Origin of the sequence: Hymenobacter edaphi, from assembly GCF_003258365.1 — a bacterium.
GTDB classification, from domain to species: Bacteria; Bacteroidota; Bacteroidia; order Cytophagales; family Hymenobacteraceae; genus Solirubrum; species Solirubrum edaphi.
The window spans coordinates 563,723-589,754 of sequence record NZ_QHKM01000004.1 but is presented as its reverse complement, the minus strand read 5'-3'; the positions used below and the strand labels follow the sequence as shown (position 1 = coordinate 589,754).

21 protein-coding genes are annotated in these 26,032 nt (G+C 66.7%); 8 read left to right on the top strand and 13 right to left on the bottom strand.

Translation table 11 applies throughout. The features are described 5' to 3' along the window. Positions 1-91 precede the first annotated feature (91 nt). Positions 92-376 (top strand): hypothetical protein, encoded by a 285-nt coding sequence (locus tag DLM85_RS15730; protein WP_111479052.1) that lies wholly within the window; start codon positions 92-94, stop codon positions 374-376. A 77-nt stretch (positions 377-453) separates the two neighbouring features. Here the strand turns inward: DLM85_RS15730 and paaN are convergent, their stop codons facing one another. Then, positions 454-2,127: a phenylacetic acid degradation protein PaaN gene (paaN, locus tag DLM85_RS15725; protein ID WP_111479051.1), complete on the bottom strand. Its 1,674-nt coding sequence runs from the start codon at positions 2,125-2,127 to the stop codon at positions 454-456. A gap of 116 nt (positions 2,128-2,243) precedes the next feature. Between paaN and DLM85_RS15720 the strand changes: the two genes are divergently transcribed. Then, positions 2,244-5,060, top strand: coding sequence for a S8 family peptidase (locus DLM85_RS15720; RefSeq protein WP_111479050.1), 2,817 nt, complete (start codon positions 2,244-2,246; stop codon positions 5,058-5,060). 182 nt (positions 5,061-5,242) lie between these two features. Here DLM85_RS15720 and DLM85_RS15715 read toward each other — a convergent pair whose 3' ends face one another. Beyond that, a complete protein-coding gene (locus tag DLM85_RS15715) occupies positions 5,243-6,553 on the bottom strand; it encodes a Y-family DNA polymerase (RefSeq protein WP_111479049.1) in 1,311 nt (436 codons plus the stop codon). 5 nt (positions 6,554-6,558) lie between these two features. Continuing rightward, positions 6,559-7,041, bottom strand: coding sequence for a LexA family protein (locus tag DLM85_RS15710; protein ID WP_207891036.1), 483 nt, complete (start codon positions 7,039-7,041; stop codon positions 6,559-6,561). Between the two features lie 291 nt (positions 7,042-7,332). Here DLM85_RS15710 and DLM85_RS15705 point away from each other — a divergent pair, with 291 nt between their 5' ends. Continuing rightward, positions 7,333-7,527 carry a hypothetical protein gene (locus DLM85_RS15705; RefSeq protein WP_111479048.1) on the top strand — a complete coding sequence of 65 codons (195 nt, stop codon included), beginning with the start codon at positions 7,333-7,335 and terminating at the stop codon, positions 7,525-7,527. A 98-nt stretch (positions 7,528-7,625) separates the two neighbouring features. On the opposite strand, the gene DLM85_RS15700 is transcribed toward DLM85_RS15705, so the two are convergent. The 3 genes from DLM85_RS15700 to DLM85_RS15690 all read right to left on the bottom strand — a co-directional run bounded on the left by DLM85_RS15700 (position 7,626) and on the right by DLM85_RS15690 (position 11,955). Next, positions 7,626-8,156 (bottom strand): metal-dependent hydrolase, encoded by a 531-nt coding sequence (locus tag DLM85_RS15700; protein ID WP_111479047.1) that lies wholly within the window; start codon positions 8,154-8,156, stop codon positions 7,626-7,628. Between the two features lie 64 nt (positions 8,157-8,220). Continuing rightward, a complete protein-coding gene (locus DLM85_RS15695) occupies positions 8,221-8,907 on the bottom strand; it encodes a TIGR02117 family protein (RefSeq protein ID WP_111479046.1) in 687 nt (228 codons plus the stop codon). A 210-nt stretch (positions 8,908-9,117) separates the two neighbouring features. Further along, a complete protein-coding gene (locus DLM85_RS15690) occupies positions 9,118-11,955 on the bottom strand; it encodes an MSEP-CTERM sorting domain-containing protein (protein ID WP_111479045.1) in 2,838 nt (945 codons plus the stop codon). Between the two features lie 175 nt (positions 11,956-12,130). On the opposite strand from DLM85_RS15690, the gene DLM85_RS15685 reads away from it, so the two are divergent. Continuing rightward, positions 12,131-12,544, top strand: coding sequence for a hypothetical protein (locus tag DLM85_RS15685; protein ID WP_207891035.1), 414 nt, complete (start codon positions 12,131-12,133; stop codon positions 12,542-12,544). Positions 12,545-12,631: 87 nt separating this feature from the next. Here the strand turns inward: DLM85_RS15685 and DLM85_RS15680 are convergent, their stop codons facing one another. The 4 genes from DLM85_RS15680 to DLM85_RS15665 form a co-directional block, all read right to left on the bottom strand. Next, on the bottom strand, positions 12,632-12,856 hold the full coding sequence (locus DLM85_RS15680; RefSeq protein WP_111479044.1) for a hypothetical protein: 225 nt from the start codon (positions 12,854-12,856) through the stop codon (positions 12,632-12,634). 86 nt (positions 12,857-12,942) lie between these two features. Then, positions 12,943-13,923 carry an ABC transporter ATP-binding protein gene (locus DLM85_RS15675; RefSeq protein WP_111479043.1) on the bottom strand — a complete coding sequence of 327 codons (981 nt, stop codon included), beginning with the start codon at positions 13,921-13,923 and terminating at the stop codon, positions 12,943-12,945. A gap of 54 nt (positions 13,924-13,977) precedes the next feature. Beyond that, on the bottom strand, positions 13,978-14,988 hold the full coding sequence (locus DLM85_RS15670) for an XAC2610-related protein (protein WP_111479042.1): 1,011 nt from the start codon (positions 14,986-14,988) through the stop codon (positions 13,978-13,980). 268 nt (positions 14,989-15,256) lie between these two features. After that, on the bottom strand, positions 15,257-17,542 hold the full coding sequence (locus DLM85_RS15665) for an aconitate hydratase (protein WP_111479041.1): 2,286 nt from the start codon (positions 17,540-17,542) through the stop codon (positions 15,257-15,259). Positions 17,543-17,726: 184 nt separating this feature from the next. Here DLM85_RS15665 and DLM85_RS15660 point away from each other — a divergent pair, with 184 nt between their 5' ends. Then, a complete protein-coding gene (locus DLM85_RS15660; RefSeq protein ID WP_111479040.1) occupies positions 17,727-19,091 on the top strand; it encodes a peroxiredoxin family protein in 1,365 nt (454 codons plus the stop codon). A 352-nt stretch (positions 19,092-19,443) separates the two neighbouring features. On the opposite strand, the gene DLM85_RS15655 is transcribed toward DLM85_RS15660, so the two are convergent. Together DLM85_RS15655 and DLM85_RS15650 are read right to left on the bottom strand one after the other, a co-directional pair. Next, positions 19,444-20,007 (bottom strand): GNAT family N-acetyltransferase, encoded by a 564-nt coding sequence (locus DLM85_RS15655; protein WP_111479039.1) that lies wholly within the window; start codon positions 20,005-20,007, stop codon positions 19,444-19,446. 35 nt (positions 20,008-20,042) lie between these two features. Continuing rightward, positions 20,043-20,381 carry a serine hydrolase gene (locus DLM85_RS15650; RefSeq protein ID WP_111479038.1) on the bottom strand — a complete coding sequence of 113 codons (339 nt, stop codon included), beginning with the start codon at positions 20,379-20,381 and terminating at the stop codon, positions 20,043-20,045. A gap of 333 nt (positions 20,382-20,714) precedes the next feature. On the opposite strand from DLM85_RS15650, the gene DLM85_RS15645 reads away from it, so the two are divergent. The 3 genes from DLM85_RS15645 (at position 20,715) to DLM85_RS15635 (ending at position 23,701) form a co-directional block, all read left to right on the top strand. Next, entirely contained in the window at positions 20,715-21,212 is a 498-nt protein-coding gene (locus DLM85_RS15645) for a hypothetical protein (RefSeq protein WP_111479037.1), read from the top strand. Positions 21,213-21,491: 279 nt separating this feature from the next. Further along, complete coding sequence (locus DLM85_RS15640; RefSeq protein WP_111479036.1) at positions 21,492-22,577, top strand: adenylate/guanylate cyclase domain-containing protein; 1,086 nt, start codon at positions 21,492-21,494, stop codon at positions 22,575-22,577. Further along, positions 22,574-23,701: an MBL fold metallo-hydrolase gene (locus DLM85_RS15635; protein ID WP_111479035.1), complete on the top strand. Its 1,128-nt coding sequence runs from the start codon at positions 22,574-22,576 to the stop codon at positions 23,699-23,701. The genes DLM85_RS15640 and DLM85_RS15635 overlap by 4 nt, the downstream gene beginning before the upstream one ends. Positions 23,702-24,013: 312 nt before the next feature. Here the strand turns inward: DLM85_RS15635 and DLM85_RS15630 are convergent, their stop codons facing one another. Next, a complete protein-coding gene (locus tag DLM85_RS15630; RefSeq protein ID WP_133257085.1) occupies positions 24,014-25,936 on the bottom strand; it encodes an ATP-binding protein in 1,923 nt (640 codons plus the stop codon). Positions 25,937-26,032 lie beyond the last annotated feature (96 nt).

The following is a 26,032-nucleotide window of genomic DNA, read 5'->3' as shown; positions in this document are numbered from 1 at the left end:
CCTTTTCGGGCGGAAGGCAGTAAAAGGAACGGTGTGGTGCTTAGCTAATAAGCTGGCACTTCTCCCTTCTCTCACTTTCGCTGCTTCCACCATGAAACCTCTACTATACCTCCTCGCTGCGGGCTGCCTGCTCAGCGGCACGGCCTGCTCCCGCGGCGACGCGGCCATGCAGAATCCGCACAACTACAAGTCCGTCTCGAACCGCGGCGCCGAGCGCGGCAACGACAAGCGGCAGTACAAGCAGACCCGCGGCGGCAGCGTGGGCCTGGGCCTCGACACGAAAGCGAACAACCCCTACCAGTTCCGCACCGTGAAGGGCAGCAAGAAATTCAAGTACAGCAACGGCAACGCCAGCCGCAAGGCCGCTTCCAATTAAACGCGGCCGCGCAAGCACAAAAAAGGACCGTCAGTTTTATCTGACGGTCCTTTTTTAATGCTCAAGTTTTAATTGCCTTACACCGCTGGTTCGCGGAAGCCCACCCAGGTAAAGCGCTTGAGCACAAACTCGGGGTTGGTGAAGGAGGCGTTGCCGGCCGGGTTGCCGCCCGTGACGTGGAAGTCGGAGAAGGCCGCGTTCTGATTCACGTAGATGCCGCCGGTCAGGTTGAAGCTCACGGCGGTGCCCGCCAGGCTCATCTGGTCCATGATTTCCTCCTTGATGGCGGCATCGGTGGTATAGGCCGCGCAGCTAATGGCGCCGTGCTCCCGCGCCAGCTCGGCCGCCAGCCGGATGCTCTCATGCGTGTCCTTGGTCTTGATGGCCAGCATGATGGGCCCGAACAGCTCCTGGCTGAACTGCTCCTTCTGCGTGGCATCCACTTCGTAGAGGGCCGGCGAGCAGGTGCGCGCGTTCTGGAACATCGGGTTTTCCACCGGGCCGTGGGCCAGCACCGAGCGGTGCCCGCGGTCGGCCATCTGCGCCACGCGCTCGTGCGTGGCCGGGTTCTGAATGGCGCCCAGCACGTGCGGGGCGGCCTTGGGGTTGGTAGCCAGCCCTTGCACGGCGGCGGCCAGCTTCTGCGTCACTTCCTCGAAGGGCACCAGGGTGTCGCCCACTTTCACGCCGGCGGCCGGAATGAAGAAGTTCTGCGGGGCGGTGCACATCTGGCCCGAGTACAGGCTCACGGAGAAGGCCAGGTTCTGGGCCACCTTGTCGAGGTCGTCGCACGAGTCGAGGATAACCGAGTTGACGCCGGTTTTCTCGGTAAACACGGTTTTGCCCTGCTGCTGCAGGCCCTCGATGTAGTTGCCGAACTCGGTGCCGCCGGTGTAGTCGATGAGCTTCACCGCGGGGTTTTCGGCCAGCGCCTTGGTGATGAGGTGGTCGTCGGCATCGACGGCCAGCTGGCAGATGGCGGCGGGCAGGCCGTTGGCCACCAGCACTTTCTGCACCTCCGCTACCACAATGGCAATGGGCAGCACGGCCTTGGGGTGAGGCTTGATGATGACGGGGTTGCCGGTTACCAGCGAGGCGTACATGCCGGGCACGGTGTTCCACGTCGGGAAGGTGGAGCAGCCGATAACCAGGGCCACGCCCTTGGGCACCGGGCGCCAGCTTTTGTTGAGGCTGATGGTGAACTTGCCCATGGGCTTGTCCCAGCGCGTCTGCTCCGGGAAGCGCGTCTGCTCCTCGTAGCCGGCGGCAATGGCTTCCAGGGCGCGGTCGGCGGCGTGCGGGCCCGAGGCCTGGAACGACATCAGGAAGGCCTGCCCGGTGGTGTGCATGGTGGCGTAGGCAATTTCGAAGAAGCGCTGCTTCATGCCTTCCAGGCTCTCAATGAGCAGGGCGGCGCGGTCGGCGGGCTTCACCTTGCGCCAGGCGTCGAAGGCCGATTGGGCGTTCTGCACCAGCGTTTCGGGGGCGAAGAAGGGGTATTTGATATCCAGCCCGGCCTGCTCGTAGGGCGACTCTTCCTGCCCGGCCCAGCCCTGCGGCTCGCCCTGCTGCAGCTCCTGGAACTGCTGGCCGCGGCGGGCGGTGAAGGCCGCGCGGCCCTGGGCGTCGGCCTCGGCGCCGTACACGTCGGGCGAGGGGTTTTCGGGGTACTGGGCGAAGAACGTGCGGCCGTGCAGGGCCTGGACTGCCTGCTCCAGGGTAGCCTGGTGCTTCTGGGTCGTATCGGTCATAAACTGAGGTTGAGGGAATGCGGGGCGAAGTTGGTCGAAAAGTTCGGAGCCGATGCCGGCTCGGCGCTAAATTTACGTAGTTAGGTCCGAGCTGCCCTATCACATCATTTACACCGATGAACCGACTCCTACGCCTGTTAGTTACCGCCTGCGTCTGCTTTGCCCTGGCTTTCAGCTCCGCCGCTCAGCCGTCGGCGGCGGCCGGCGGAGCGCCCTCGCCCACGCTGCCCGGCACGGCGGTGCTGCGGCTGGCCGCGGGCGCCCAGATCGGGCAGCTCGAAGCCGCGCTGCGCCAGCTCGGGGCCAGCGGGCTGGAGCAGAAGTTTCCGCGGGCCCTGCCGCCGAGCCAGGAGCGGCCCGGCAGCGTGGAGCTGCGCGGCATCTACCAGTTCCGGTACGCCGCCGGGCTGCCGCTGGGCAAGGTGCGCCAGCAGCTGCTGAGCACCGGCCTGGTGAGCTACGTGGAGCCGCTCTACCAGCGCGCCCCGCTCTACCAGCCCAACGACCCGCTGGCCGACTCCACCATTGCCAACCAGGCCGCCACGCAGTATTACCTGCAGAAAACGCAGACCTACCGCGGCTGGGACCTGGACCGCGGCGACTCCACCGTCGTCATCGGCATCACCGATACGGGCACGCGCTTCACCCACCAGGACTTGCGCGGGCAGATCAAGCTCAACTACGCCGACCCCGTCGACGGCATCGACAACGACAACGATGGCTACGTGGACAACTTCCGCGGCTGGGACACGGCGGACCGCGACAACGACCCGAGCGTGGGGCCGCCCTACGGCGGGCACGGCGTGCTGGTGGCCGGCTGCGCCGTGGCCCGCCCCGACAACGGCAAGGGCCTGGCGGGCGTGGGCTTCAACTGCCGCTACCTGCCGCTGAAAATCTACCCGAGCACCGCCGCCGGGTCGTTCGGCGGCTACGAGGCCATCGTGTACGCGGCCGACCACGGCTGCAAGGTTATCAACGTATCGTGGGGCGGCACCGGGGGCAAGTCGCAGTACGAGCAGGACGTCATCAACTACGCCGCCCTCAACCGCGACGCGGTGGTGGTGGTGGCCGCCGGCAACGCCAACGCCGAGCTGGACTTCTACCCCGCTTCCTACGACAACGTCATTTCGGTGGCCGGCGTCTCGCCCACCGACCGGCAGGTCCTCACCTACAGCTACCGCGTCACGCTCTCGGCCCCCGGCGACTTTATCCTGACCACCTCGGCCGACCACGACAGCGCCTACGTGGCCGTGGGCGGCTCGTCGTTTGCCTGCCCCATCGTGGCGGCGGCGGCCGGGCTGGTGCGCCACCGGTTTCCGCAGCTGACGGCCGCGCAGGTGGCCGCCGTGCTCCGTCGCACCACCGATGATATCTACGCGGTGCCGGGCAATACCACCATTGCTGGCCGCCTCGGCTCGGGCCGCCTCAACGTGCGCCGCGCGCTGAGCCTGGGCCCGAACCAGCAGGCCGTGCGCATCCGCGCGCAGCGCCTGAGCCGCCCGCGCCTGCTGCCCACCGACACCGCCCGCCTCACCCTCACGGCCGAAAACCTGCTGCTGCCGGTACAGGGCCTCACGCTCACCGTCACCTCGCTCACGCCCGAGCTGACGGTGACCAGCGGCCCGACCACCCTCGGCAGCCTGGCCACCGGCGGCACCGCGCTGGCGCCGGTGCAGCTGCGCGTGGCCGCCGGCACGCCCATCAACACCCGCGGGGTGCTGCGCTGCCGCTTCACGGCCGCCGGCGGCTACCAAGACGACCAGTACGTGACCGTGGCGCTGAACCCCGACTACGTGGTGCTGACCGCCAACGACCTGCACCTGACCGTGACCAGCCGCGGCAACCTCGGCTACGACGGGACCAACAACGAAATCGGGGCCAGCATCACCTACCGCAACTCGCCCCTGCTGCTCTCGGAAGGCGGGCTGCTGGTGGCCACGGGCCCCACCCGCGTCATGGACCGCCTGCGCAGCGCCCCGCTCTACACCACCGATTACGACTTCTTCACCCGCCAGGCCATTCGGATGGTGCCCCTGACCACGGCCCACCAGCAGGCCAGCGGCACCTTCCAGGATTCGCTGCCCAGCCTGAGCCGGGGCCGCACCCTGGGCGTGCGGGTGCGGCAGCGGGCCCTGGCCTACGCCGCCCCCGCCGCCGACCGCGACTACGCCATCGTGGAGTACACCGTGCGCAACGCCTCGGCCGACACGCTCCGGCCCCTGCACGCCGGCCTGTTTATGGACTGGGACCTGCCCGCCGAAGCCGCCCGCAACGTAGCCGCCTGGGACTCGACGCGCCTGCTCGGCTACGTGGCCAACGCCGCCCAACCCACCGCCGCCAGCCTCTACGCCGGCGTGCGGCTGCTGCGGCCCGATACCCGCGCCGTGGCCTCGTACTACGCCCTGAACAACAACGCCGGTAGCACCGCCCCGGTGTATTTCGGCGACGGGTTTTCCTCGGCCGAGAAGTTTCTTACCCTCAGCAACCGCGCCCGGCAGCGCACGGCCGGCGGCTCCTTCGGCGCCGATGTGTCGCACGTGGTGGGGGCCGCCCTGGGCCGCCTCGCCCCCGGCGACTCCGTGGTCATAGCCTTTGCCGTGCTGGCCGCCCCGTCGCTCCCGCAGCTGCAAGCCGCCGCCGATGCCGCCCAGATTCGCTACCTGCAGGTGCTGCCGACGCGCGCGGCCGCCGCGCCGTTGGCCTGGCAGGTATATCCTAATCCGACCACCGGCCGCCTGCGCGTGGTGCTGCCGACGACCAGCCCGGCTCGCCGCGTCGAATTGCTCGATGCCTTGGGCCGCACGGCAGGCAGTTGGGCTGTACCCGCCGCCAGCAATGATTTGGACCTCAGCAGCGTGGCTCCGGGCGTATACTCGCTGCGCCTGACTTCGGTCGGCGGTGCAGAAGTGCGCCGCGTGGTAGTGCAGCGGTAAAACCGCCTCAGGATGTGCACAGCAAGCAACAACCGCTTTCCCACGCACCCGGAAACGGTCGTGCTGAGCTTGCCCCAGCGTCTTCACCGAGCAAAATCGTCTGGTAGAAACGCTTCGGCAAGCTCAGCACGGCGCCTTTTACTGGCCGCTCAGCCTAATCCGTTGCTTCAGCCGAGTGCCGCCTAGCTGCGCACCGCCCACAGCTCTTGCCAGTCGGTGGTATACAGCGCCGACATCATGTTGCGCCGCCCGCGCCACGCGGTATCACCAAGGCCGGTGGCGGCGTGGCGCACGGTGCCGCGCCCAAAGCGGGCATTTAGGGCGTCGAGGCGGGCCATGAGCTGCTGGCGCTGCTGCAGCTGCTCGGCCGAATGACCGAACATACTCAGCTGCGCCTGCCCGGCCGGCTCCAGGCCGCTGAGCGTCACGCCCGCCCGGTGGTAGGCCGTGCCGGGGCGCGCCAGCTGCCGCAGCCGCTGCAGCGCTACGCCGATCAGCTCCCCGGTGTCGGAGGTGGCGGTGGGCAGCGCCACCACGGCCGTGTGGGTGGGCGGGCCGCTGCCGGGGGCGTGCTTGTCGGTGCCCAGCAGCACGGTGAGCACGTGCGCGGCCAGGCCGTGACGGCGCAGCTTTTCGGCGGCCTGGCTGGTGAAGGTGGCCACGGCTTCGCTCAGCGCCACGAGGGAGCGTTGGGGCTGCCCAAAGGAGCGCGTACACGTCACGCTGTGGCGGCCCGGGGCTGGCTGCCCGGGCTCGGCGGCCAGCTCGGCCGGGTCGAAATCCAGGCAGGGCTGCCCGCGCAGTTCCTGCCAGAGCCGCACGCCCACCACCCCGCCCAAATGGCGCCGCACCCAGCTTTCGGGGGCCCCGACCAGGTCGGCGGCGGTACGAATGCCGGCCGCCTCCAGCTTGGGCGCGTAGCGGCGGCCGATGCCCCACACGTCGGCAATGGGCGTTTGACTGAGGGCGGCCCAGCGCTGCTCTTCCGTGGCCAGTACCAGCACGCGCTGGGCCGGCGGCTGCCGGCGCGCGAGGCGGTTGGCCAGCTTGGCCAGCGTCTTGGTGGGGGCCACGCCCACGGCCGTCGGGATGCCGACATGCGCCAGTACCGTGCGCCGAATGGCTTGGGCGTAGGCGTCCAGGCCCGCTCCGGCGCAGTACTGCAGGCCGTCCAGGTTCAGGAAGGCCTCGTCGATGGAGTACACGTCGACTTCGGGCGTGAAGTCGCTGAGCACGCGCAGCACCCGGCGCGACATGTCGCCGTAGAGGGCGTAGTTCGAGGAAAACACGCGCACACCGTGCTGCTGCAGCCGCGGCCGGGCCAGGTGGTACGGCTCCCCCATCGCGAAGCCCAGGGCCTTGGCCTCGTCGGAGCGCGAAATCAGGCAGCCGTCGTTGTTGCTGAGCACCACCACCGGCTGCGTTTCCAGCTGCGGCTGAAAAACCCGCTCGCACGACACGTAGAAGTTGTTGCAGTCGACCAGGGCAATCATGGCGGTCAGGGGCGTTTGCGCGGCCGGGCGGTCGGGGGTACGGCCCGCGCTTTTCGCTCGCGGAAGGAGTGGATAACGTGCGTGACCACCCCGAAAATCACCAGCTGGCAGCCTTCGTTGAGCCGGATGATGGGGTAGCGCGGGTTATCGGGCTCCAGCCAGGTTTGCTCGCCCAGGCGGCGCAGGCGCTTCACGGTGTGCTCCCCGTCGAGCACGGCCACCACGATGCTGCCGTCCTGCGGCTGCAGGGCCCGGTCGACGGCAATGATGTCGTCGTGGCGGATGCCGGCGCCGGTCATGGAGTCGCCCGATACGCGGGCCAGAAAGGTGGAGGCGGGGTGCGTAAAGAGCATTTCGTGTAGGTTGATGGGCGCGTCGAGGTGGTCGTCGGCCGGTGAGGGGAAGCCCGCGGGCACGGCGCAGGCAAAGAGCGGCAGGGTCTGCCCGGCCCAGTCGGTGCCAACGGAAAACGGGGTAATACGCATCATAGAGCGGGCCAACCCGCGCAGTTACGCCGGCGACGCTGCTATTTACTAATAATTTTAGTATTTAGTTTTCCGAGCCCGCTTGAATAGTTCCGCGACGGTTGACTTTTTTTCGCAGAACCCCAACTTGATCTACTTTACATCCCATTAAAAGCGCGCTAATCCGGAAAAATTCTTTCTATATTTCTACCTAATTTTTTTAGTTGTTGCCAAATATCCGTATTTTTGGATATGCGCAGAACGAAGAAGAGTCAACTTCCAACTCCCCTCCCCGTCCAGCAGTATGCCCGTTGCGTGGACGCCACCAGCCGCCCCACCGACCACATCGGTGACTGGCCCCTGGCCGGGCAGGTGTACCCGGTGGAATACCGCACCAACGCCCGCACCGGCCTGCCGCAGGTGCACGTGCTCGGCTTCTACGCCGAGCGCCCGTACGGCGCTTTCGCCACCCGGCGCTTCGAGCCGCTGGCGGAGGTGTGGCTGAACTAATCCCCCTCTCCTCCTTACTCCAACCCTCGTCCGGCCGCCCGCAGCGGCCGTTTCCTTTTGGTACCCACGGGGTTGCCCCAGCCGGCTCACCATTTTAGCTAAGCCGCGCGCCGCCGGGCCAGCAGCGCGCCCCCCACGGCCAGCAGCGTAGGCAGCCAGAGCCACCGAAACTCGCTCAGCAGCGTGGCCACGCCGCGGGCCGAAAAAAAGCCCCCGCCCACCGGCGACACCCGCACCGGCCGCCAGGGCAGAAAAAACCGCTCGGCGCTGAACGGGGCCAGCAGCGCCACGCCGAGGCCGCCGTTGGTGAGCATGTCGAGCACGGGGTGGGTGGCCGTGGCCAGGACAAACCACAGGGCCAGCGGGGCGCGCGGCCGGGCATCGGTCCGGGGCCAGAAAACATAGGCCATCAGCAGGCCCGCGAGGGCGGCGAAGACCAGGGAATGCGTGAAGCCCCGGTGCCCCCACATGCTCGCGTAGGGAATGCCGAGCCGGAAAGTGACGACGTCGAAATCGGGCAGGATGGCGCACAGGGCGGTGAGCCACCAGAAGCGGGCGGGCTGCCGGCGGGCGTATCTGATGCGGCCGAGGCCGGCCGCCACGAGGGCGTGGGTGAAGATGGTGGGCATGGCAGGCGGAGGATGCGCGGCAAGTAAGCCGCCGCCCGCCGAAGTGCCAAACCCGCGGCCGCCGTTAGCGGTAATGGCGGAAAATCCCGTGGTCGAAGGGCGTCCAGAGGGCAGCGCGCTGGCCGGCGGCCTTCAGGGCGGCGTTGGCCCAGGAGTTACAGGTGTAGAAGAGGTTGTAGGTGCCCCGGGCTTCGTAGAACGCGTCGCAGGGCCCGTAGCTGTGGCCCTCGATGTGCCGCGCGCGGCCGCGCCGGTCCAGCTCGAAGCTGTTGAGGATAAACCGAACCAGGCGGGCGTACTCGGGGCGGGTGAGGGTGATGGGCACGCACTCGGGGCCCGGTGCGGGGCGGTGGTGGAAGGTGGCATGCATGGCCGTGGTGCTCAGCCAGAACATGGCCTCGAAGGCCACGCGAGGCTGCAGCTCGGCCCAGGTAGGCGTGTTCAGGTAGAAGCCCTTGTCGCCCCAGCCGAAACCGAGGTAGTCCATCGTGGGGTCGGCGGCGGGGGTGTCGGCGTAGGCAATCAGGCGGCTCCAGTCCATCTGCGCGCTGCGCACGGGCACTACGATGTCGGTGTGCACGCCGTTGGAGAGAATAAAGCACTCGACGACTTCGGGGCCGTCGGGGCGGCGGCGGCGCACCGGGATGCGCGAAAGGGTGACGGCGGCCAGGCCGTACAGGGCCAGGGCGCCGAGCAGGCCGCCGCCGGCGTAGGCCGTGGCTTTGGCCGCTTTGCGTAGGTAGTTGGTCATTGCAGAATCGGCCGGTTTGCCGCGGCCGGCTGGGCCTGATACGGAGCCGACCCGGAGCCGGCTGCCGGGCCTGGCGCAAAAGTAGCTCAGCAGCCGATTCCGGTTCTGCGGGACTTCAGCAGGCCCTGCTATCCGGCCCATTCTACCCGCTTCAGCACCCTGCACTTAGCACCCACGACGGGGGGGCAGCTGCGGGGCTCGGAGGCAGGGCTAAGCCGCCGCTGGCCGGCGCCGGCGCAGTTGCCACCAGCCCAGGGCGCCGCCGGCAGCCAGTAGCAGGACGGCCTCGCCGTCGAGGGGTACGGCCGTGGGGGGCGTGTCGTCGCCGGCATCGAGGGCGCTGTGGGCCTTGAGCACCTCCTGCTGCTTGCGGCGCAGGGCCGCTTTCTGGGCCTCGTTTTCCAGCGAGAGGTAGGCCGTCAGCGGGGTGAGGATGCCCGAGCGGAAGCTGGCCTGGATGGCCGGCGGCCGGGTAGCTTCGGCCGCGGCGGGCCGCAGAGCCAGCAGTTGCTGGTAGCCCTGCAGCCGTAGGCCGGTCAGCCAGCGGGCTTCGGCCGTCGGCGGCACGGGCACGGCGGGCTGGTTCAGCACGATGCTGGCTTGTTGGTCGTCGGGCAGGTAGGCGCGCGGCCGGGCCACCGCTGGCCAGGCCCGCACCAGTGCCGGGCTGCCGGGCGCGGGCGCCCCAGACCAGACCCGGGCCGATTCGTAGCGCAGCGAACGGGCTTCGAGCGGGCCGCGGGTAGGCAGCACGTAGTAGGCCGGGCTTTCGGGGTAAGCGGCGGCTAAGTCAGCAAAATCTGGATCAAGGACGGCCTGGGCAGCGCGGTCCGTCACCACTACCAGCACCGGGTAGGTGGTGGCAGGATGCAGCTGCGTCTGGGCCAGCGTTTGCCGCAGGGCGCCGGCCAGGTATAGGCCACCCGCGTTGGGCGCATCGATCAGGGCTTGCTGCCAGTCGGCGCCGGCGGGCACGGGGCGGGTGTAGGCGTTGACCAGGCTGAAGCGCGGAGTACCAGGCAGCGGCTGCCGCGCCAGCAGCGTCCGCACCGCCCGAGTGTAAGCAGCCTTGCGCTCCTGCTGCCCGGCCGATACGTCGAGCAGGAAATGGTAGTAGGGCTGGCGCTGCACCCGCGGCAGGCGCTGCTTGGCGGCCCGGCTCAGGTACACCACCTCGCGCCCGGCCGTGGCCACTTCGCCCACCGCCGGCTGCCGCGCGGCGTCGCCCAACGTCAGGAGTTGGCCGTCGACTTGCAGCTGCACGGGCTCCTTGTGCACGAAGCGGATGCCGGTGCGCCGCACCTCGCCCGCCGCGAAGGGAAACACGCGCAGGCCCAGGCGGTTGCCGGTGAGATAGTGCAGGATGCCCGGGTCGCGGCTGCGGCCTTCGTTCAGTATCTGGGCGTACACCCAGGCGGCGGCCTTTTTTTCGGCCAGGATGCCGTGCTCCCGCCGCCCGGCAATGTCGAGGTAATAATCCTGCACCCAGCAGCCCGGCGGCAGGGCCAGCTCGGTGGCGTACTGGGGCTGGTTCCACGGTTGCACGCTGTCGGGAGCGGTAATTTCCAGGTCGACCCAGCTAATCCAGGCGGCTTGGGTGGCGTCGTAGGTGCTGCGGTGCTGCGCCCGGGTGAGGCGCGGACCGCCCGGCGGCCGCACGGGGGCGGGCGCCAGCCAGTTGTCAGCGGCCACCGAGTCAGCATCGGCCCCGAAAATGCGGCGCAGGTAGTCGAGCTTGTCGCCCGCCAGCGTCAGGTTGTCGAGCACCAGCCAGTTGAAGTACGTCGACAAGTACGGCTGCCCCCGGCCGGACCACTCGACGTCGATGGCTTTGTGGCTTTGCACCACGTTCAGGGTGGCCAGCAGCGCATCGGCGTCGAGGGGCTGCGGCGGCCGGGTGTAGTCGGGAGCGTAAACGTAGGCCAGGGCCGCGTGCAGGGTGCGGCGGCCGTGCAGGTAGGCGGCCGTCAGGCCCAGCGGCAGCACCAGCAGGCCGGCCAGCACGGTAGTGGTCAGGGCCCAGCGCGGGAAGGCGCCGCGCAGGCGCGTGAGGTCGTCGTCGAGCACCTGCGCGTGCACCAGCAGCAGAAGCAGCGGCGCCAGCATCAGAAAGCCGGTGCCAATCAGTATCACCGCCAGCACCGACAGCGGCAGAAACGGCAGGAACACCACGAAGAAGTAGAGCGTGTAGGCCAGCGTGACGCTGCGGCCCAGCAGCAGCGCCAGCCGCCCCCACCGCCCGGCCGGCGCGGGCAGGCAGAGCAGCAGGGCATTGAGCGCGGCCAGACCGTAAAACCACGGGCTGCGGAAGTCGCCGAACACGCCGGGCCGCGACAGGCTGGCGTTGACGGCCAGGCCCAGCAGCGGCAATACGCCGGCAATCAGCAGTTTCCAGAGCAGCTGGTGCTCGTGCCACAGGCCCGCTTTCCGGCTGACCACCACGTAAAGCCCCCGCGCCAGGAAAAACAGAAACACCAGCGGCGCCACGATGAACAGGCCCGTCACCAGCAGGTGTTCGATGGTGTGGCCGAAGCTCCCGGGCAGCGCCCCCAGAAGCTGAGCCAGCAAAAACGCGCCCAGCGGCACGCCCAACGCCACGCCGAAGCTGGGCAGCGCCGCCACGGGACGGTCGGCGGGCACGGAGTACACGACCAGCAGCAGCGTGGCGTGGGCCACCGTAGGCATCAGGAAGGTGAAGGCGTACAGCTCGGCTTCGCTGCCCACCATCCAGCGCGGCACCGCGGGCGGAAACAGCAGCTCGGCCCCCACGGAGAAGTAGTAGTACATGCCGCCGAGGTTGAGCAGCAGGGCCAGCACCCCGTAGGCTACCGGTAGGGCCTGGCGCCGCCACAGGCACCAGAGCGCGTAGCCGGTGTGCAGCGCGCCCAGCCCCAGCAGCCCCGCGCCCACCATACGCCAGGCGTGCAGGCTTTCGGGGCGGAGCAGGGACTGAATCACGCTGAACTTCCCGCCCAGTAGCAGGAGCAGCACCGCCACGGGCAGGGAGTTCAGCAGCAATAGCCACTTCGGATTCAACAGGTTGCGCATCGGACTTACTTAGCATAAGCGGCGGAACGGGCCGCGGTGGATAACGTCGCAAACATATTTCAAATTACTTTGCAATTCAAAGCATGATATAAAATATTATCTACTGCCTTGAATTTCCTGACGTCGCCGAGTCCCAGCGGCGTGTATTTTTGGCTTCTCTCCTACCCTACCTGCAATGCAACCGGCTGCCAACGACCCGATTTACGCCATTCCGGCGTCTTTCCGCCGCATGGAAAACCTGCACATCGTCTTCTGGCTGCTCAAGGACGTGGGCTGGTGCATGATCTGGAAGCCGCTGGGCCTGACGATGATAGTGCCCACCCTGGCCATTGCCGTGGTTATTGCCTGGCGCACCCGGCACCTGGCCTCCGAGCTGGCCCACAACCTGGCCATCGTGCTCTGGATTTCGGCCAACTCCTACTGGATGATCAGCGAGTTTTTCGGCTTCGACACCGTGCAGTTCGGCCACGGCATCACGGGCAAGCACCTGGCCCTCATCCCGTTTACCTTGGGCTTGCTGGTGCTGGCCTACTACTACCTGGTGCAGAAGCCACGCGAGTCGCGCGGCACGCAGGTGGCCACGCTGTAGCCACTACGCCACCGTTCTTTTGAAACAACGAAGGGCCGCTTCCCGGGAAGCGGCCCTTCGTTGTTTGGCCTAGCCTTAGGCAGGATGCTATTCAGGTTTGGGCTGCTCGCGGTTGCCTTCCATGCCGTTGGTCTGGTCGCTGTCGCCGTAGCTGCCGCGCTGGCCGCTGCCGTCGCCCATGTGGCCCTGGGTGATGATGGGCGCCGCTGCATCGGCGCTGGTGCCGTGGTCCACGGGCTGCTCGCTGCGGCGAGCAGCGGCTTCATCGGCTTCGTTGGGGATGCTGTCGAATTCTGCGGGGTCGGGTGTCATGGCGTGCGGAGGAAAAAAGGGTGGCGCCGTTCGAGTTGCAAGCGGCTTCCTCCGCTGTACGGCCGCCGGCCGCCGTGGTTCCTTGCCTACAGCGGCCAGCCGCCGCCAGCCACCACGCTCACACCTACCCGCGTGCCCGGCGCCAGGCCGCGCTCGGGGGTACGCACGCGCACGGCCGCGCCGCCCGTCAGCTGCACCGATGCTTCGTAGTAGCTGCCGAAGAACCGTACTTCCTGCACCGTACCCGGTACCCCGGCCTCGGGCCCGCCGAGCTGAAAATCCTCGGGCCGCACCAGCAGATTTTTGCCTTTTTTGACCGCGCCCGACGCCACAAACGGCCGCGCCGCCGCGCCGGGCAGCAGGTTGTAGTCGCCGAAGAGGGCGGCTACGTACTCGCTGCGGGGCTGGCGGTAAAGCTGCTCCGGCGGCCCCTGCTGCACCACGCGCCCGGCCTGCAGCACCATGATTTCATCGGCCCAGGACAGGGTATCGAGCGGGTCGTGCGAAACGAGCAGGTAGCTCAGGTCGAGCTGCTGGCCCACGTCGCGCAGCACGGTTTTCAAGGTTTGCTTGTGGGCGCTGTCGAGGTTGGAAAAGGGCTCGTCGAGCAGCAGCAGGCGCGGGGCGCCGAGCAGCAGCCGGGCCAGGGCAATGCGCTGCCGCTCCCCGCCCGAGAGCTGGTTGGTTTTGCGCGGCAGCAGGTGGTCGATCTGGCACAGCTCGTAGAGCGCGGCGGCCTCGCCGGGTCCGAGCTTGTCGGCGTAGCGCAGCACCTGCTCCACGCGCAAAAACTTGGGCAGCTCGAACTGCTGGGTGAGGTAGGCAATGCCCGGGTGGCCCGGAATCAGCTTTTCGTGCGGATCTTCTACCAGCTGCCCCTCGAAGTGCACCGTGCCGGCCGAGGGGGCGGTGAGCCCGGCAATGATCTGCAGCAGCGTGCTTTTGCCCGCGCCGGTTTCGCCGGCCACGGCCAGCTTCTGAAAGCGCCGCTGCCGGAAGCTGATGTCGCGTAGGCCGTTGGCGCCTGCTTCCTGAAACGTAATACCTGAAACCGAGAGAAAATCCATACCAGCCGAAAACGCGAAGCTACGACGCCCCTCGGCAGTACGGCGCCTTGCGAACTACGGCTGCACCGTCAGGTTGTCCAGCGGCTGCCGCAGCAACGGGCGCAGGCTGCCCTTCCGGCCGGCTACCGCACCGGTCAGTTGCAGAGTCTTGACCCCGATGCGGGCCGTCACGGACAGCGCGCCACCAGCCGTTTCGCGGATTTCGTACCGGGCCGAGCCGTTCTGGAAGCGCAGACTCAGCCCGGCTTTGGCGTTGTGCAGCGTGAAGGGCAGCGCTTCCGCCGCCTGGAGCGCCGGGTAGCTGAACTCCACGCTTTCGTCCTTGCGCAGCAGCGCGTAGTAGAGCGTGGTGGAATCCCGGGCGAAAAGGACGACTCGCTTGCCGTTTTCGGCCAGCCGAAACGAGCAGATTTCCTCCTCGCCGCTGGGATATAGCTCCTGCCACTCCGTCGACACCAACCGCTGGCCGTTCCACTCCTCCCGGGAGTACGTCACGAAGGGGTCCTGCGACTGGTCTTCCCGGTAGCGGCTCACCACAAACAGCTCGTTGTTTCGCACGCTGAACTGGGTTTCTTCCCCGCCCCAGGAGCCCGCCTGCTGCACGCTGATTCGCTTCCGCTCGGCGTCCACCTCGAACATGCCGCAATAACTCTGCGCCAGGTCGGTAAATGCTTCGTTGTGCGCGAAACCGGTAGGTGTCGCCAGGTACACCTGAAACGAGACGTTGCCGCGGCAGCTGTTGTGTCCGTCCTGAATGGCCAGGTCCGGGCGCCCGTCGAAGTTGAAATCGTTGCTGATGAGCCAGTGCTGTTCGGCGTAAGGAATGCGGGCAACGGCAGCACCGGGCCGTTGATAATCCGGCTCCACGTACAGCTCCGTCGACTCCAGTTTTATCAGCGGCTGCTTGGTCTGGTCGTACACGGCAATCCAGCCAACGCCGCTGGTGTCGTTGTCGACGTGGATGCGCGCGACATACTGCGAGGAGAAGTCATCAATGAGGTATTCCTGCTGGGCCCGGGCGGTAAGAGAAGCCAGCAACAGCATCAGGGCTACATAGCAGCGCATAGGAATAAGGCATCGAACTGTTTCGGCACAAAGAACGGGCATCGGTGGCTGTCCACTAGCCCACGACAGCAGATAGAGTTGTCCCGTTGGGCCATCCCGCGCAGGTTGTTGGGTGGGAGCTTTTCGCTGAACAAGATTCCCAGGTGTCAGCCCGCCAGATGTCCCGGCTTCGCTCGACATGACGGCCTTTTAGCGCAGTCCCCAAACGCAAAACCGGCCGCCTCCCCCACGGGAAGCGGCCGGTTTCTGCTTGGAGCCGTCGGGCAGCTTAGGCTACCGTCTGGGCCGACTGCTGCAGGCGGATCAGGTTCAGGGCCGAGCCGGCTTTGAACCACTCGATCTGGCCTTCATTGTAGGTGTGGTTCACCGTGATGAGGTCCGTGTCGCCGTCGGCGTGGTGCAGGCGGATCTGCAGGGGCTTGCCGGGGGCAAACTCGGTCAGACCGATGATGTCCACCGTGTCGCCTTCCTCGATCAGGTCGTAGTCGGCCTTGTTGGCGAAGGTCAGGGCCAGCATGCCCTGCTTTTTCAGGTTCGTTTCGTGGATACGGGCAAACGACTTCACCAGGATGGCGCGCACACCCAGGTGGCGCGGCTCCATGGCGGCGTGCTCCCGCGAGGAGCCTTCGCCGTAGTTTTCGTCGCCCACCACGATGGTGCCGATGCCCATCGACTTATAGTTGCGGGCAACCTGCGGCACGGCGTTGTACGACTCGCCCTGGGCCACGTAATCCCGCACGCTGTTGGCTTCGCCGTTGAAGGCGTTGGTGGCGCCGATCAGCATGTTGTTGGAGATGTTGTCGAGGTGGCCGCGGTACTTCAGCCAGGGGCCGGCCATCGAAATGTGGTCGGTGGTGCACTTGCCCTGGGCCTTGATGAGCAGGCGCAGGCCCGACAGGTCGGTGCCTTCCCAGGGTTTAAAGGGCTCCAGCAGCTCCAGGCGGTCGGAGTTCGGGTCCACCAGTACCTGCACCGAGGAGCTGTCCTCGGCCGGGGCCTGGTAGCCGGCGTCTTCCACGGCGTAGCCCTGGGGCGGCATGTCCACGCCGCGGGGCTCGTCGAGCTTCACCTGCTGGCCGTCCTTGTTGGTCAGCGTGTCGGTCAGCGGGTTGAAGGTCAGGTCGCCGGCAATGGCGAAGGCCGTCACTATTTCGGGCGAGGCCACGAAGGCGTGGGTGTTCGGGTTGCCGTCGTTGCGCTTGGCGAAGTTGCGGTTGAAGCTCGTAATGATGGAGTTACGGCGCTTGGGGTCGTCGGTGTGGCGGGCCCACTGGCCGATGCACGGGCCGCAGGCGTTGGCCAGCACCACGCCGCCCATCTGGGCGAAGGTGTCGAGCAGACCGTCGCGCTGCACGGTGTAGCGCACCAGCTCCGAGCCGGGCGTTACGGTGAACTCCGCGTTGACGGCTAGGCCTTTCGATACGGCCTGTTCGGCAATGGACGCGGCGCGGGTGATGTCCTCGTACGACGAGTTGGTGCACGAGCCGATCAGACCAACTTCCAGCTTCTCGGGCCAGCCGTGCTCCTTGACGGCGGCGGCAAACTGCGAAATCGGCCAGGCGGCGTCCGGGGTGAACGGGCCGTTGACGTGCGGCTCCAGCTCCGACAGGTTGATTTCGATCAGCTGGTCGTAGTAGGTAGCCGGGTCGGCGTACACTTCCGGGTCGGGGCGCAGGTGCGCGGCCACGGCGTTAGCGGCTTCGGCAATGTCCTGGCGGCCGGTGCCCGAGAGGTAGGTCACCATCGACTGGTCGAAGGCGAATACCGAGGTGGTAGCCCCGATTTCGGCGCCCATGTTGCAGATGGTCGCCTTGCCGGTGCACGACATGTTTTCGGAACCCTCGCCGAAGTACTCGACGATGGCGCCGGTGCCACCCTTCACCGTCAGGATGCCGGCGACTTTCAGAATCACGTCCTTCGGCGAAGCCCAGCCCGACAGCTTGCCGGTCAGCTTCACGCCGATGAGTTTCGGGAATTTCAGTTCCCAGGCCATGCCGGCCATTACGTCCACGGCGTCGGCACCGCCCACCCCGATAGCCAGCATGCCGAGGCCGCCGGCGTTGGGGGTGTGCGAGTCGGTACCGATCATCATGCCGCCGGGGAAGGCGTAGTTTTCGAGCACCACCTGGTGAATGATGCCGGCGCCGGGCTTCCAGAAGCCGATGCCGTATTTGTTGGACACCGAGGCCAGGAAGTCGTACACTTCCTTGTTCTCCGAGTTGGCAATGGCCAGGTCTTCGGCGGCGCCTTCTTTGGCCTGGATCAGGTGGTCACAGTGCACCGTGGAGGGCACCGACACTTTTACTTTACCAGCCTGCATGAACTGCAGCAGGGCCATCTGGGCGGTGGCATCCTGCATGGCCACGCGGTCGGGAGCGAAGTCGACGTAGGAAACGCCGCGGCCGAATGCTTGTTCGGGCGCGCCGTTGTAGAGGTGGGCGTATAGGATTTTTTCGGCCAGCGTGAGGGGGCGGCCCACTACGCGGCGGGCAGCTTCTACTCGCTCGCCCAGACCGTTGTACACGGTCTTGATCATTTCCAGGTCAAACGCCATGGGATATCAGCGGGAAAAGGGTGACAAAACCAAGCCTAAAGCGGCTAAGGCGCAAATATAGGCCCCGCCTCACCGGCCGGCAAACTTTATATTCGCCGCAAGGTTGTACGCGGGTTCGGCCATTGGGGTCGGCCACGGAGTGTACTTTTTCGGGTCTTTTTGCGCCCATCTTCCTTAGTAACAGATGACTTTTCAATTCGTTTCGGGCCGCCGGCTGCTGGGCAGCGCCGCCCTGCTGACCACGCTGCTGAGCGCCTGCAACTCAGGCGGTGATAAAAATGCCACTGCCTCGGAAAGTGGCAGCGCGGCCACCACGGCTACGGCCCTGACGGCCGGCACCTGGCGCGGCGTGCTGTCGGCTCAGGGCCAGGAAATACCGTTCCTGTTCGACTTGAAGGACGAAGGCGGTAAGCAGGTGGTATACCTTATCAACCGGGGCATCAACGGCGAGGAAAAGCTGCGTTGCGACGAAATCAGCACGGCTGGCGACTCTACGACCATCCGCCTCGGGGCTTTCGACGCGGCGCTGGTGGTGTCGGAGAGGTTGTCAAAAGCCGCCTCATCTGGAACACTCACTGGTTATTGGGTAAAGTACGATGCAAAAGGCTCTTACCGAGTACCCTTCAAAGCTTCTCATCCCACGCCACAAACCTTGTTTTTTGGGGAAGCAAAAGAGCGCACCGATTACCCATTACTGCACCAAGCACAGAGCTTCAGCGTAGTATTCAAAGATGATTCGGGTGAAACGTATCCGGCAGTAGGCATCTTCCGCAAGGAAGCTGACAGCGACAAAGCGTACGGCACTTTCCTGACTACCACGGGCGACTACCGTTACCTGAGCGGCAACATTGTAAAGATGCGCGACGGGAAGGAACGTTTACAGCTTGCCACTTTCGACGGTAGCCACGGGTGGCTATTTGATGCTACCTCGGCTGATGGTTTCAAAACTCTTCAGGGTGACTTTTACAGCGGAAAATCGGGCCATGAAACCTGGACGGCCACGCTGGACCCCAACGCCAAGCTACCCGACGCCAACGCCCTCACCGGCCTGAAACCGGGGCAGAAGCGGCTGGACTTCAAGTTTCCGAACATCTTCGAGGGCGGCAGCATCTCCCCCACCGACCCGAAGTACCGGGGCAAGGTGGTGGTGGTGCAGGTGCTCGGCTCCTGGTGCCCCAACTGCATGGACGAAACCAACTTCCTGGCGCCCTGGTACGAGCAGAACAAGCAGCGCGGGGTGGAAATCATCGGACTGGGCTTCGAGCGCACGCCCGACCAGAAACTGGCGTCGCAGAAGCTGCTGAAGATGAAGCAGCGCATGAACATCGGCTACGACCTGGCCGTGGCGGGCGTGGCCAACAAGGACTCGGCCAGCAAAGCTCTGCCGCAGCTGGCCAAGGTGCTGGCCTTCCCCACTACCATCTTCCTGGACAAGAAGGGCGAGGTGCGCAAGGTGCACACCGGCTTCTCGGGCCCCGGCACCGGCAAGTACTACGAGCAGGAAAAGGCGGAATTCGAGAAGACGGTGGCGCAGCTGCTGGCGGAGTAACCTCACGTGCGCCTCCCCCCCCGGCCCCCTCTCCGAAAAAGAGAGGGGGAGCCGGACGATTGATTCGGCCGGACGTAAGGGCCCGCTTTCTGTCGAAAGCGGGCCTTTTGGTTTTTTAGGATGAGGCGGCGAGGCGGTGGGAACGTGCGGCGAGGCCAATCTTTCCCCTCGCGGCAGCAACGCCGAAACCGGCAACGACCGAAAACGGCACCGCCGGAAACCAGTAGCTTAGGTTTCGGGCGGTGCCGTTGTTGTTCTGGCGACTTTGCAGTTGGTGCGTATTGGGTCGGCGGTGCTACTGGAGGGCGGATTGCTTCGGCTACGCCGCGCAACGACGGCCAGTTGCGCCGTTTTACTGGCCGCCGCGGGGGCGCTCCAGCAGCACGATGTCGCTGCCGTGGTAGGGCGAGCGGGCGTATTCGCGGTAGCCGAACTTGTGGGCCAGGCGCAGGGAGGCGGCGTTGTCGGGGTCGATGATGCAGGCGGTGCGCGGGGCGGGCAGGTGCTCGTCGGCCCAGGCCAGGGCCACTTGCAAGGCCTGGCTGGCGAAGCCGCGGCCGTGCACGCGCGGGGCGAATACCCAGCCGGCTTCGGGCGTGCCCTTCAGGGACGGGGTCAGGTCGCGCTGGTAGTCGAAGAAGCCGGTGGTGCCGATAAAGCGGCCGGTGGCTTTTTCCTCCACCGACCAGCTGCCGTAGCCAAGCATGGCCCAGAGGCCCTGCTGGCCCAGAATGCGGCGCCACACGGTTTCCTCGTCGTTGGGCTGGTTGCCGAGGTAGCGGTAGAAGGCCGGGTCCTGGTGCAGGGCGGCGGCTTCGAGCAGGTCGTCGGGGCGGGGGCCGCGCAGGAGGAGGTCGGGCGTTTCGAGGCGGGGAATGGCGGCCGGCGCGAGGCCGCCGAGGGTCAGGAGCTGCATGGCGGCAAAGTAGCACGCATCCGGCGTTGATTTATCTAGCAGACCGGTGACAGCACCCGGCCGGCGAGCTTTTCGGGCTTGGTGCGCAGCAGGCTGTTGAACGTCTTGCTGACAGAGCCAATTTCGTAGACCGTTTGGGCCGTTGGCACCTGCTGCCGGCCTTTTTGCGTCGAGCCGAAATGGTACAGGCTCTTCTGGCCGTGGTCAACGATGCCCACCGACAGGCCCACGTGTGTGGGAACCTGCACGAAGGCCGTGCCTAGCCTGCGGATAGCCGCGTCGGCGTCGGCCGGTTTCGGGGCGGATTGGGCCTGGGCCCGTGGTCCGGCCAGGGCCAGTAGGCTGACCGCAAAAAGTACCAGTTTTCCAGTCATAAGAAAGCAGCTACGCCGTGGCATGGGCAGGAATTGATTGTGCGGCCGGAAACTGGGCTTGTGCGAAAAGATTACCGGCGACCAAACCTTTTGCCAGCGGGCGGGCACCGGCCACCAAAACGCGGGTGCCGGCCGCGCGGCGTAGCATATTCGGCCAATCCGGCTCGTGCTGGATGGGCGACAAAACGCGGCTGTTCGTCGGGGTTTTGGGGCCGATGCCAGAGAACCGGCCCAGCGCCCCCGCACTTCGGCACTGGGCTTGCAAAGCATCTGGCAAGGACGCAGCGTCCTGAATCTCAACGTCGAAACCAACCTCCCAACCATTTGTCACCCATGAAAAAGCAACTCTTCAGCCTCGCGCTTATCCTCGGTCTGGCCGGCTCGTTTGCCGGCAGCTCCTTTGCCACCGATTTTGGCCAAGACACCGGCCAGGACCGCCGCGAGCTGCGCCAGGACCGTGACAAAGACGGCGACAAAGACCACAAGAAGGGCCGCAAGGACGACGCCCAGCGCCGGCAGCAGCGCAGCGAAAAGCTGGCCAAAGAACTCGGCCTGAGCAGCAAGCAGAAAACCAAGGTCGACCAGATCTTCCTGGAGCAGCAGCAGCAGATGCAGGCCCTGCGCGGCCGCGCCCAGGGCGCCGACCGCAGCCAGCTGCGCGGCGAGGCCCAGCGCATCCACGAAAGCACCGACAAAAAGCTCAAGGACGTGCTCAGCAAAAAGCAGTACGCCCAGTTTGAGGCCAAGCGCCAGGAGCGCCAGAAGCAGATGCAGCAGCGCCGTGGCCAGCACGACGGCCGCCGCGGTGACTTCAAGCAAGGCCGCAGCTAATCCACCCCGTTCCTTCTCTCTCCGCCGCCCCGGTCGATTCTTCGGCCGGGGCGGTTTTGTTGGGTCCGGGTTGGGTCGTGCGGAGCGCCGCGAAGCATCTTTACCGAACAACGAAGCAGGCGAGATGCTTCGCAGGGCTCAGCATGACGTTCAAGTGTAACCCGTAAAGCCGCCGCCTCGCCCAACGGGTTTGGCGTGGGCATTTGGCAGCGCGGTAAAGTATTTCGCGTATCATCCCGACTACCACTACCGCGGCCCCGCCCCACTCCTACCCTGCCTATGCCCTACGTCAACGCTTCTGCCGCCCGCTCGGCCCGGTTCTGGGCGGCCCAGCGCCACTTGCTGCAGAGCATCGGCAGTACCGGCGGGGTGTTCGTGACGGTGCTGCTGGCCATGGCGCTGCTGCTGTGGGTGCCCAACCGGGCGCTGCTGCCACTGGCGCTGGTGGGCTTTCCCATCGGCTGGCTGCTGGGCCTGCAGGAAGCGGTGGGGTTTCCGTGGCTGGTGCAGCGGGTGTCGCTGCGCGCGGCCAAGCTGCTGCAGGGCCTCGGGCACTTGGTGCTGCTGGGGCTGCTCTACGGCGGGTTTCGGCTGGTAGCCCACCGGCTGGGGCTGCCGCAGCTGTGGGCCGAGCCGGCGCCGAGCACGGCCGGGCCGCTGCGCCACCTGCTGCTGGTGCCCGTCATCTACCTGCTGGCCGTGTTCGTCACCTCGCTGCTGCGGCAGCTGCTGCTGGGCATGAGCCAGCGCCGCCTGCAGGAGCTGCTGGGCGGGCGCTACCAGCAGCCCGAAACCGAGGACCGCATCTTTCTCTTCGTCGATTTGAAAGGCTCGACCCAGCTGGCCGAAACCCTGGGCAACGACGCCTACAGCCGCCTGGTACGCGACTTTTTCCGCGACGTGAGCCCGGCCATCGTGGCCACCCGCGGCGAGGTGTACCAGTACGTGGGCGACGAAGTGGTGGTGACTTGGCCCGCCGCCCGGGGCCTGCGCTACGCCAACTGCCTGCACTGCTTTTTCGAGATGCAGCGCGCCATAGCCGAGCGGCGCGACTACTACCTGCGCCACTACGCGGTGGTGCCCGAATTCAAGGCCGGCGCCCACGGCGGGCTGGTGACCACGGTGCTGGTGGGCACGGCCCACCGCGAGCTGGTGTACCACGGCGACGTGCTGAACACCACCGCCCGCATCCAGAGCCAGTGCAACGCCCTGGGCAGCCGGTTTTTGATTTCCGACGCGCTGCGCCAGCAGCTGGGCCCGCAGCCCGAGTTTCAGTTTACGCCCCTCGGCGGGCAGCCCCTGCGCGGCAAGGCCCGCGCCACCGAGCTGCTCGACGTGCAGGAATACTTCCACATCATTCAATGAGAAAACCCCTGAAAACCCTCAGCCGCTGGGCACTGAGCCTGCTGCTGCTCCTGCTGCTGGCCGGCGTGGCCTTTGCCAACCTCAGCCCCGAGCTGGGCGGCAAGCCCACCAAGGCCGAGCGCGCCGCCTACGCCAAAACCGGCCGCTACCACGACGGCAAGTTCGAGAACCTGGTGCCCACCGAGATGATGACCGGCGGGAGCATGATGGGAGCCCTGTGGCGCTTTCTGTTCAGCAAAGTGCCCAACACCGAGCCCGCCGCCCCGCTGCCCACCCAGCCGCTCGACTCGGCCCGCATCCGGCAGAAAACCACCGAAACCCTGCGCGTGACGTGGTTTGGCCACTCGGCCAGCCTGGTGGAAATAGCCGGCCAGAACCTGCTGCTCGACCCCATGCTGAGCGTGGACATGGGCCCGCTCTCCTGGGTGACGCCCAAGCGCTACAACCCCCAGCTGGCCATCAGCCCGCAGCAGCTGCCGCGCATCACCGCCGTGCTCATCTCCCACGACCACTACGACCACCTCGACTACAAAACCATCCGCCAGCTCAAGGACCAGGTGGCGCACTTCGTGGTGCCGCTGGGCGTGGCCGCTCACCTGCGCCGCTGGGGCGTGGCCGAAGCCAAAATCCACGAACTGAACTGGGGCGACTCGCTGCAGCTGCCCGGCGGCCTGACGGTCATCAGCCAGCCGGCCCGTCACTTTTCCGGCCGTGGGCTGACCAACCGCAACTCCACCTCCTGGTCGTCGTGGGTGATGAAGACGCCCACGCGCCGGGTGTTCTACAGCGGCGACGGGGGCTACGGCCCCCATTTCCAGCAGATCGGCCGGCAGTACGGTCCCTTCGACCTCGCCCTGATGGAGTGTGGGCAGTACGACCGGCAGTGGAGCCAGATCCATATGATGCCCGAGCAGAGCGTGCAGGCCGCCCTCGACGTACGCGCCCGCCTCTACCAGCCGGTGCACTGGGGCGCCTTCACCGAAGCCCACCACGCCTGGAACGAGCCCGTCACCCGCGCCTGGGCCGAAGCCGCCCGCCGCGGCCTGCCCATCACCACGCCCGAGCTGGGCCAGCCCGTCACGCTCGGCGCCGGTGCCCCGCCGCAGAACCGGTGGTGGCAGTAAGTAGGTGACTACGGCAGCCGGGTGAAGTCAGCGCACAATAGCCCGTCAGGCCGAGCGCAGCGAAGCAGTTCGCGTGCTGACGCCGGATAGCAAAGCCATGCTGAGCCCCGCGAAGCATGACCCTACTATATATCCGGCGAGATGTCTCGACTTCGCTCGACCTGACGGGCTATTTCGGCCATATTTCGGCCATATTTCGGCCAGAGCAAGCTCCACACGATGCTTCACGGCTGACGTTCAGGCTTGATTGCGCAACGTCAGTACGCGAGCTGCTTCGCTGCGCTCGGCATGACGTTCTAAATCGCCCGGGCCTTACCCTACCAGCGCGGCCAGCTTGCCGTAGAGCTCGGCTTCCTCGAAGGGCTTGGCAATGCAGTCGTTCATGCCGGCGGCCAGGTACTGCTCGGTGTCGCTCTGGAAGGCGTTGGCCGTCAGGGCCAGAATGGGCACCTGGGCGCGCCGGGCGTCGGGCAGGGCACGAATGGCGGCCGTGGCCTCCAGGCCGCTCATACCGGGCATCTGAATGTCCATCATCACCGCGTCGTAGGCGTGGGCGGTGGCCAGGGCCAGGCCCTCGGGGCCGTCCTCGGCCTCGTCCAGCTCGGCGCCCCACTCCTCCAGCAGCATGCGCACCACCAGGCGGTTGATGTCGTTGTCCTCGACCAGCAGCAGGCGGCGGCCGCGCAGCGCGCCGGTGTCGTACGCCGGGGCGGCGGGGGCCAGGGCGGCGGGCGCAGCCTTGGCGCGGGGCAGCGTCAGGCGCACGGTGAAGGTGCTGCCCTTGCCCAGCTCGCTGTTTACCAGGAGCGTGCCCCCCATCTGCTCCACCAGGGCGCGCGAGATGGTCAGGCCCAGGCCGGTGCCGCCGAAGTGGCGCGAGGTATCGGCGTAGGCCTGGGTGAAGTTTTCGAAGATGCGGTCCAGCTTGTCGGGCGCAATGCCCACGCCGGTGTCGCTGAAGCGAAACTCGATGGTGAGCGAGTCGTCGGTTTCGGCCAGCTGGTAGCCGCCGGCGGTGATGGTGCCCCCCGCGGGCGTAAACTTGATGGCGTTACTGAACAGGTTTAGGATGATCTGGCTGAGCCGGTGCGCGTCGCCGAGCACCTGGGGGTTCGGGCAGGACTCGTGCAGGCGAATGGCCTCCACGTGAATGCCCTTCTCCTCGGCCTGCACGAACAGCGGCTGCGCGGCCTGGTAGAGCACCTCGCACACGTCGAAGGGCTGCTGGGCCAGTTCCAGCTTGCCGGAGCTGATCTTGGCCATGTCGAGCACGTCGTTGATGACGCCCAGCAGGTGCTGGCCCGAGCTGCGAATGATGCCCAGCAGCTCCTGCTGGCGCGGGTCGAGCGGGGTTTTGGCCAGCTGGTTGGCCATGCCCAGCACCCCGTTGAGCGGCGTGCGGATTTCGTGGCTCATGTTGGCCAGGAAGTTCTCGCGGGCCTTGGCGGCGGCCGTGGCGGCCTCGGTGGCGCGCTTCAGCTCGGTCACGTCGGCACTCACGCCGAGCACGTGCACCGCGCCGTCGGCCCAGCGCAGCGGCTGCTTGATGGTGTGCAGGCAGCGCTTGTCGCCGTTGGGCAGGGTCAGCTCGTCTTCCACCACCAGCTGGCGGCCGGAGGCCAGCACCTGGGCGTCGGCCGCGTCGTAGCTGGCCAGCTGCCGGGCCTGCTCGGCGGCCAGCTCGGGCGTGGGCTGGCTGCCGGCCAGCTGCGCGCCCATTTCGCGGGTAATAGCGTTTTGAAATACGTACCGGCCGGCCGCGTCGCGCACATACACCAGCACCGGCACCGCGTCGAGGACCTGCTGGATGATGCTCTGCTGCGCGGCCTGCTCGCGCTGCGCCGCCACCAGGGCCGTCTGCTCGGTCAGGTACAGGTTCACGTATTGCTCCTGCGAAAACGGCACGAGCCGGGCCGCGAAGTAGCGCCCGCCCACGTGCAGCTCCCGCTGCATCTGCTCGCCGCTGGCCAGCGCCTGCATGGCCCAGCTGAACGCCTGCGCCCGCCCCTCGGCCAGCTCCTGCGGGGTCAGCGAGGCCGCCAGCCGCTCGGCGGCGGCGTTGGCGAACAGCCGCTGCTGGTTGGGCCCGAGGCGGTACACCGGGTTGGGGTTCTGCGCCGGAATGCGGGCCAGGGCCGTTTGCTCAGCCAGCGCCGTGCGGAGCGCCTGAATTTCGGCGTGGGCGTCCTCCAACGTGACCGGCAGGGCCTTATCAGCAGCAAGAAGAGTGGTCATAAAGAACAAATATGGTGCGGCAACACCCTGTCATACCGACGTTTTAGCCTTCAAAGGTCGGATATCATACTGATTTCTCCCAACCTTCGTCGTTTA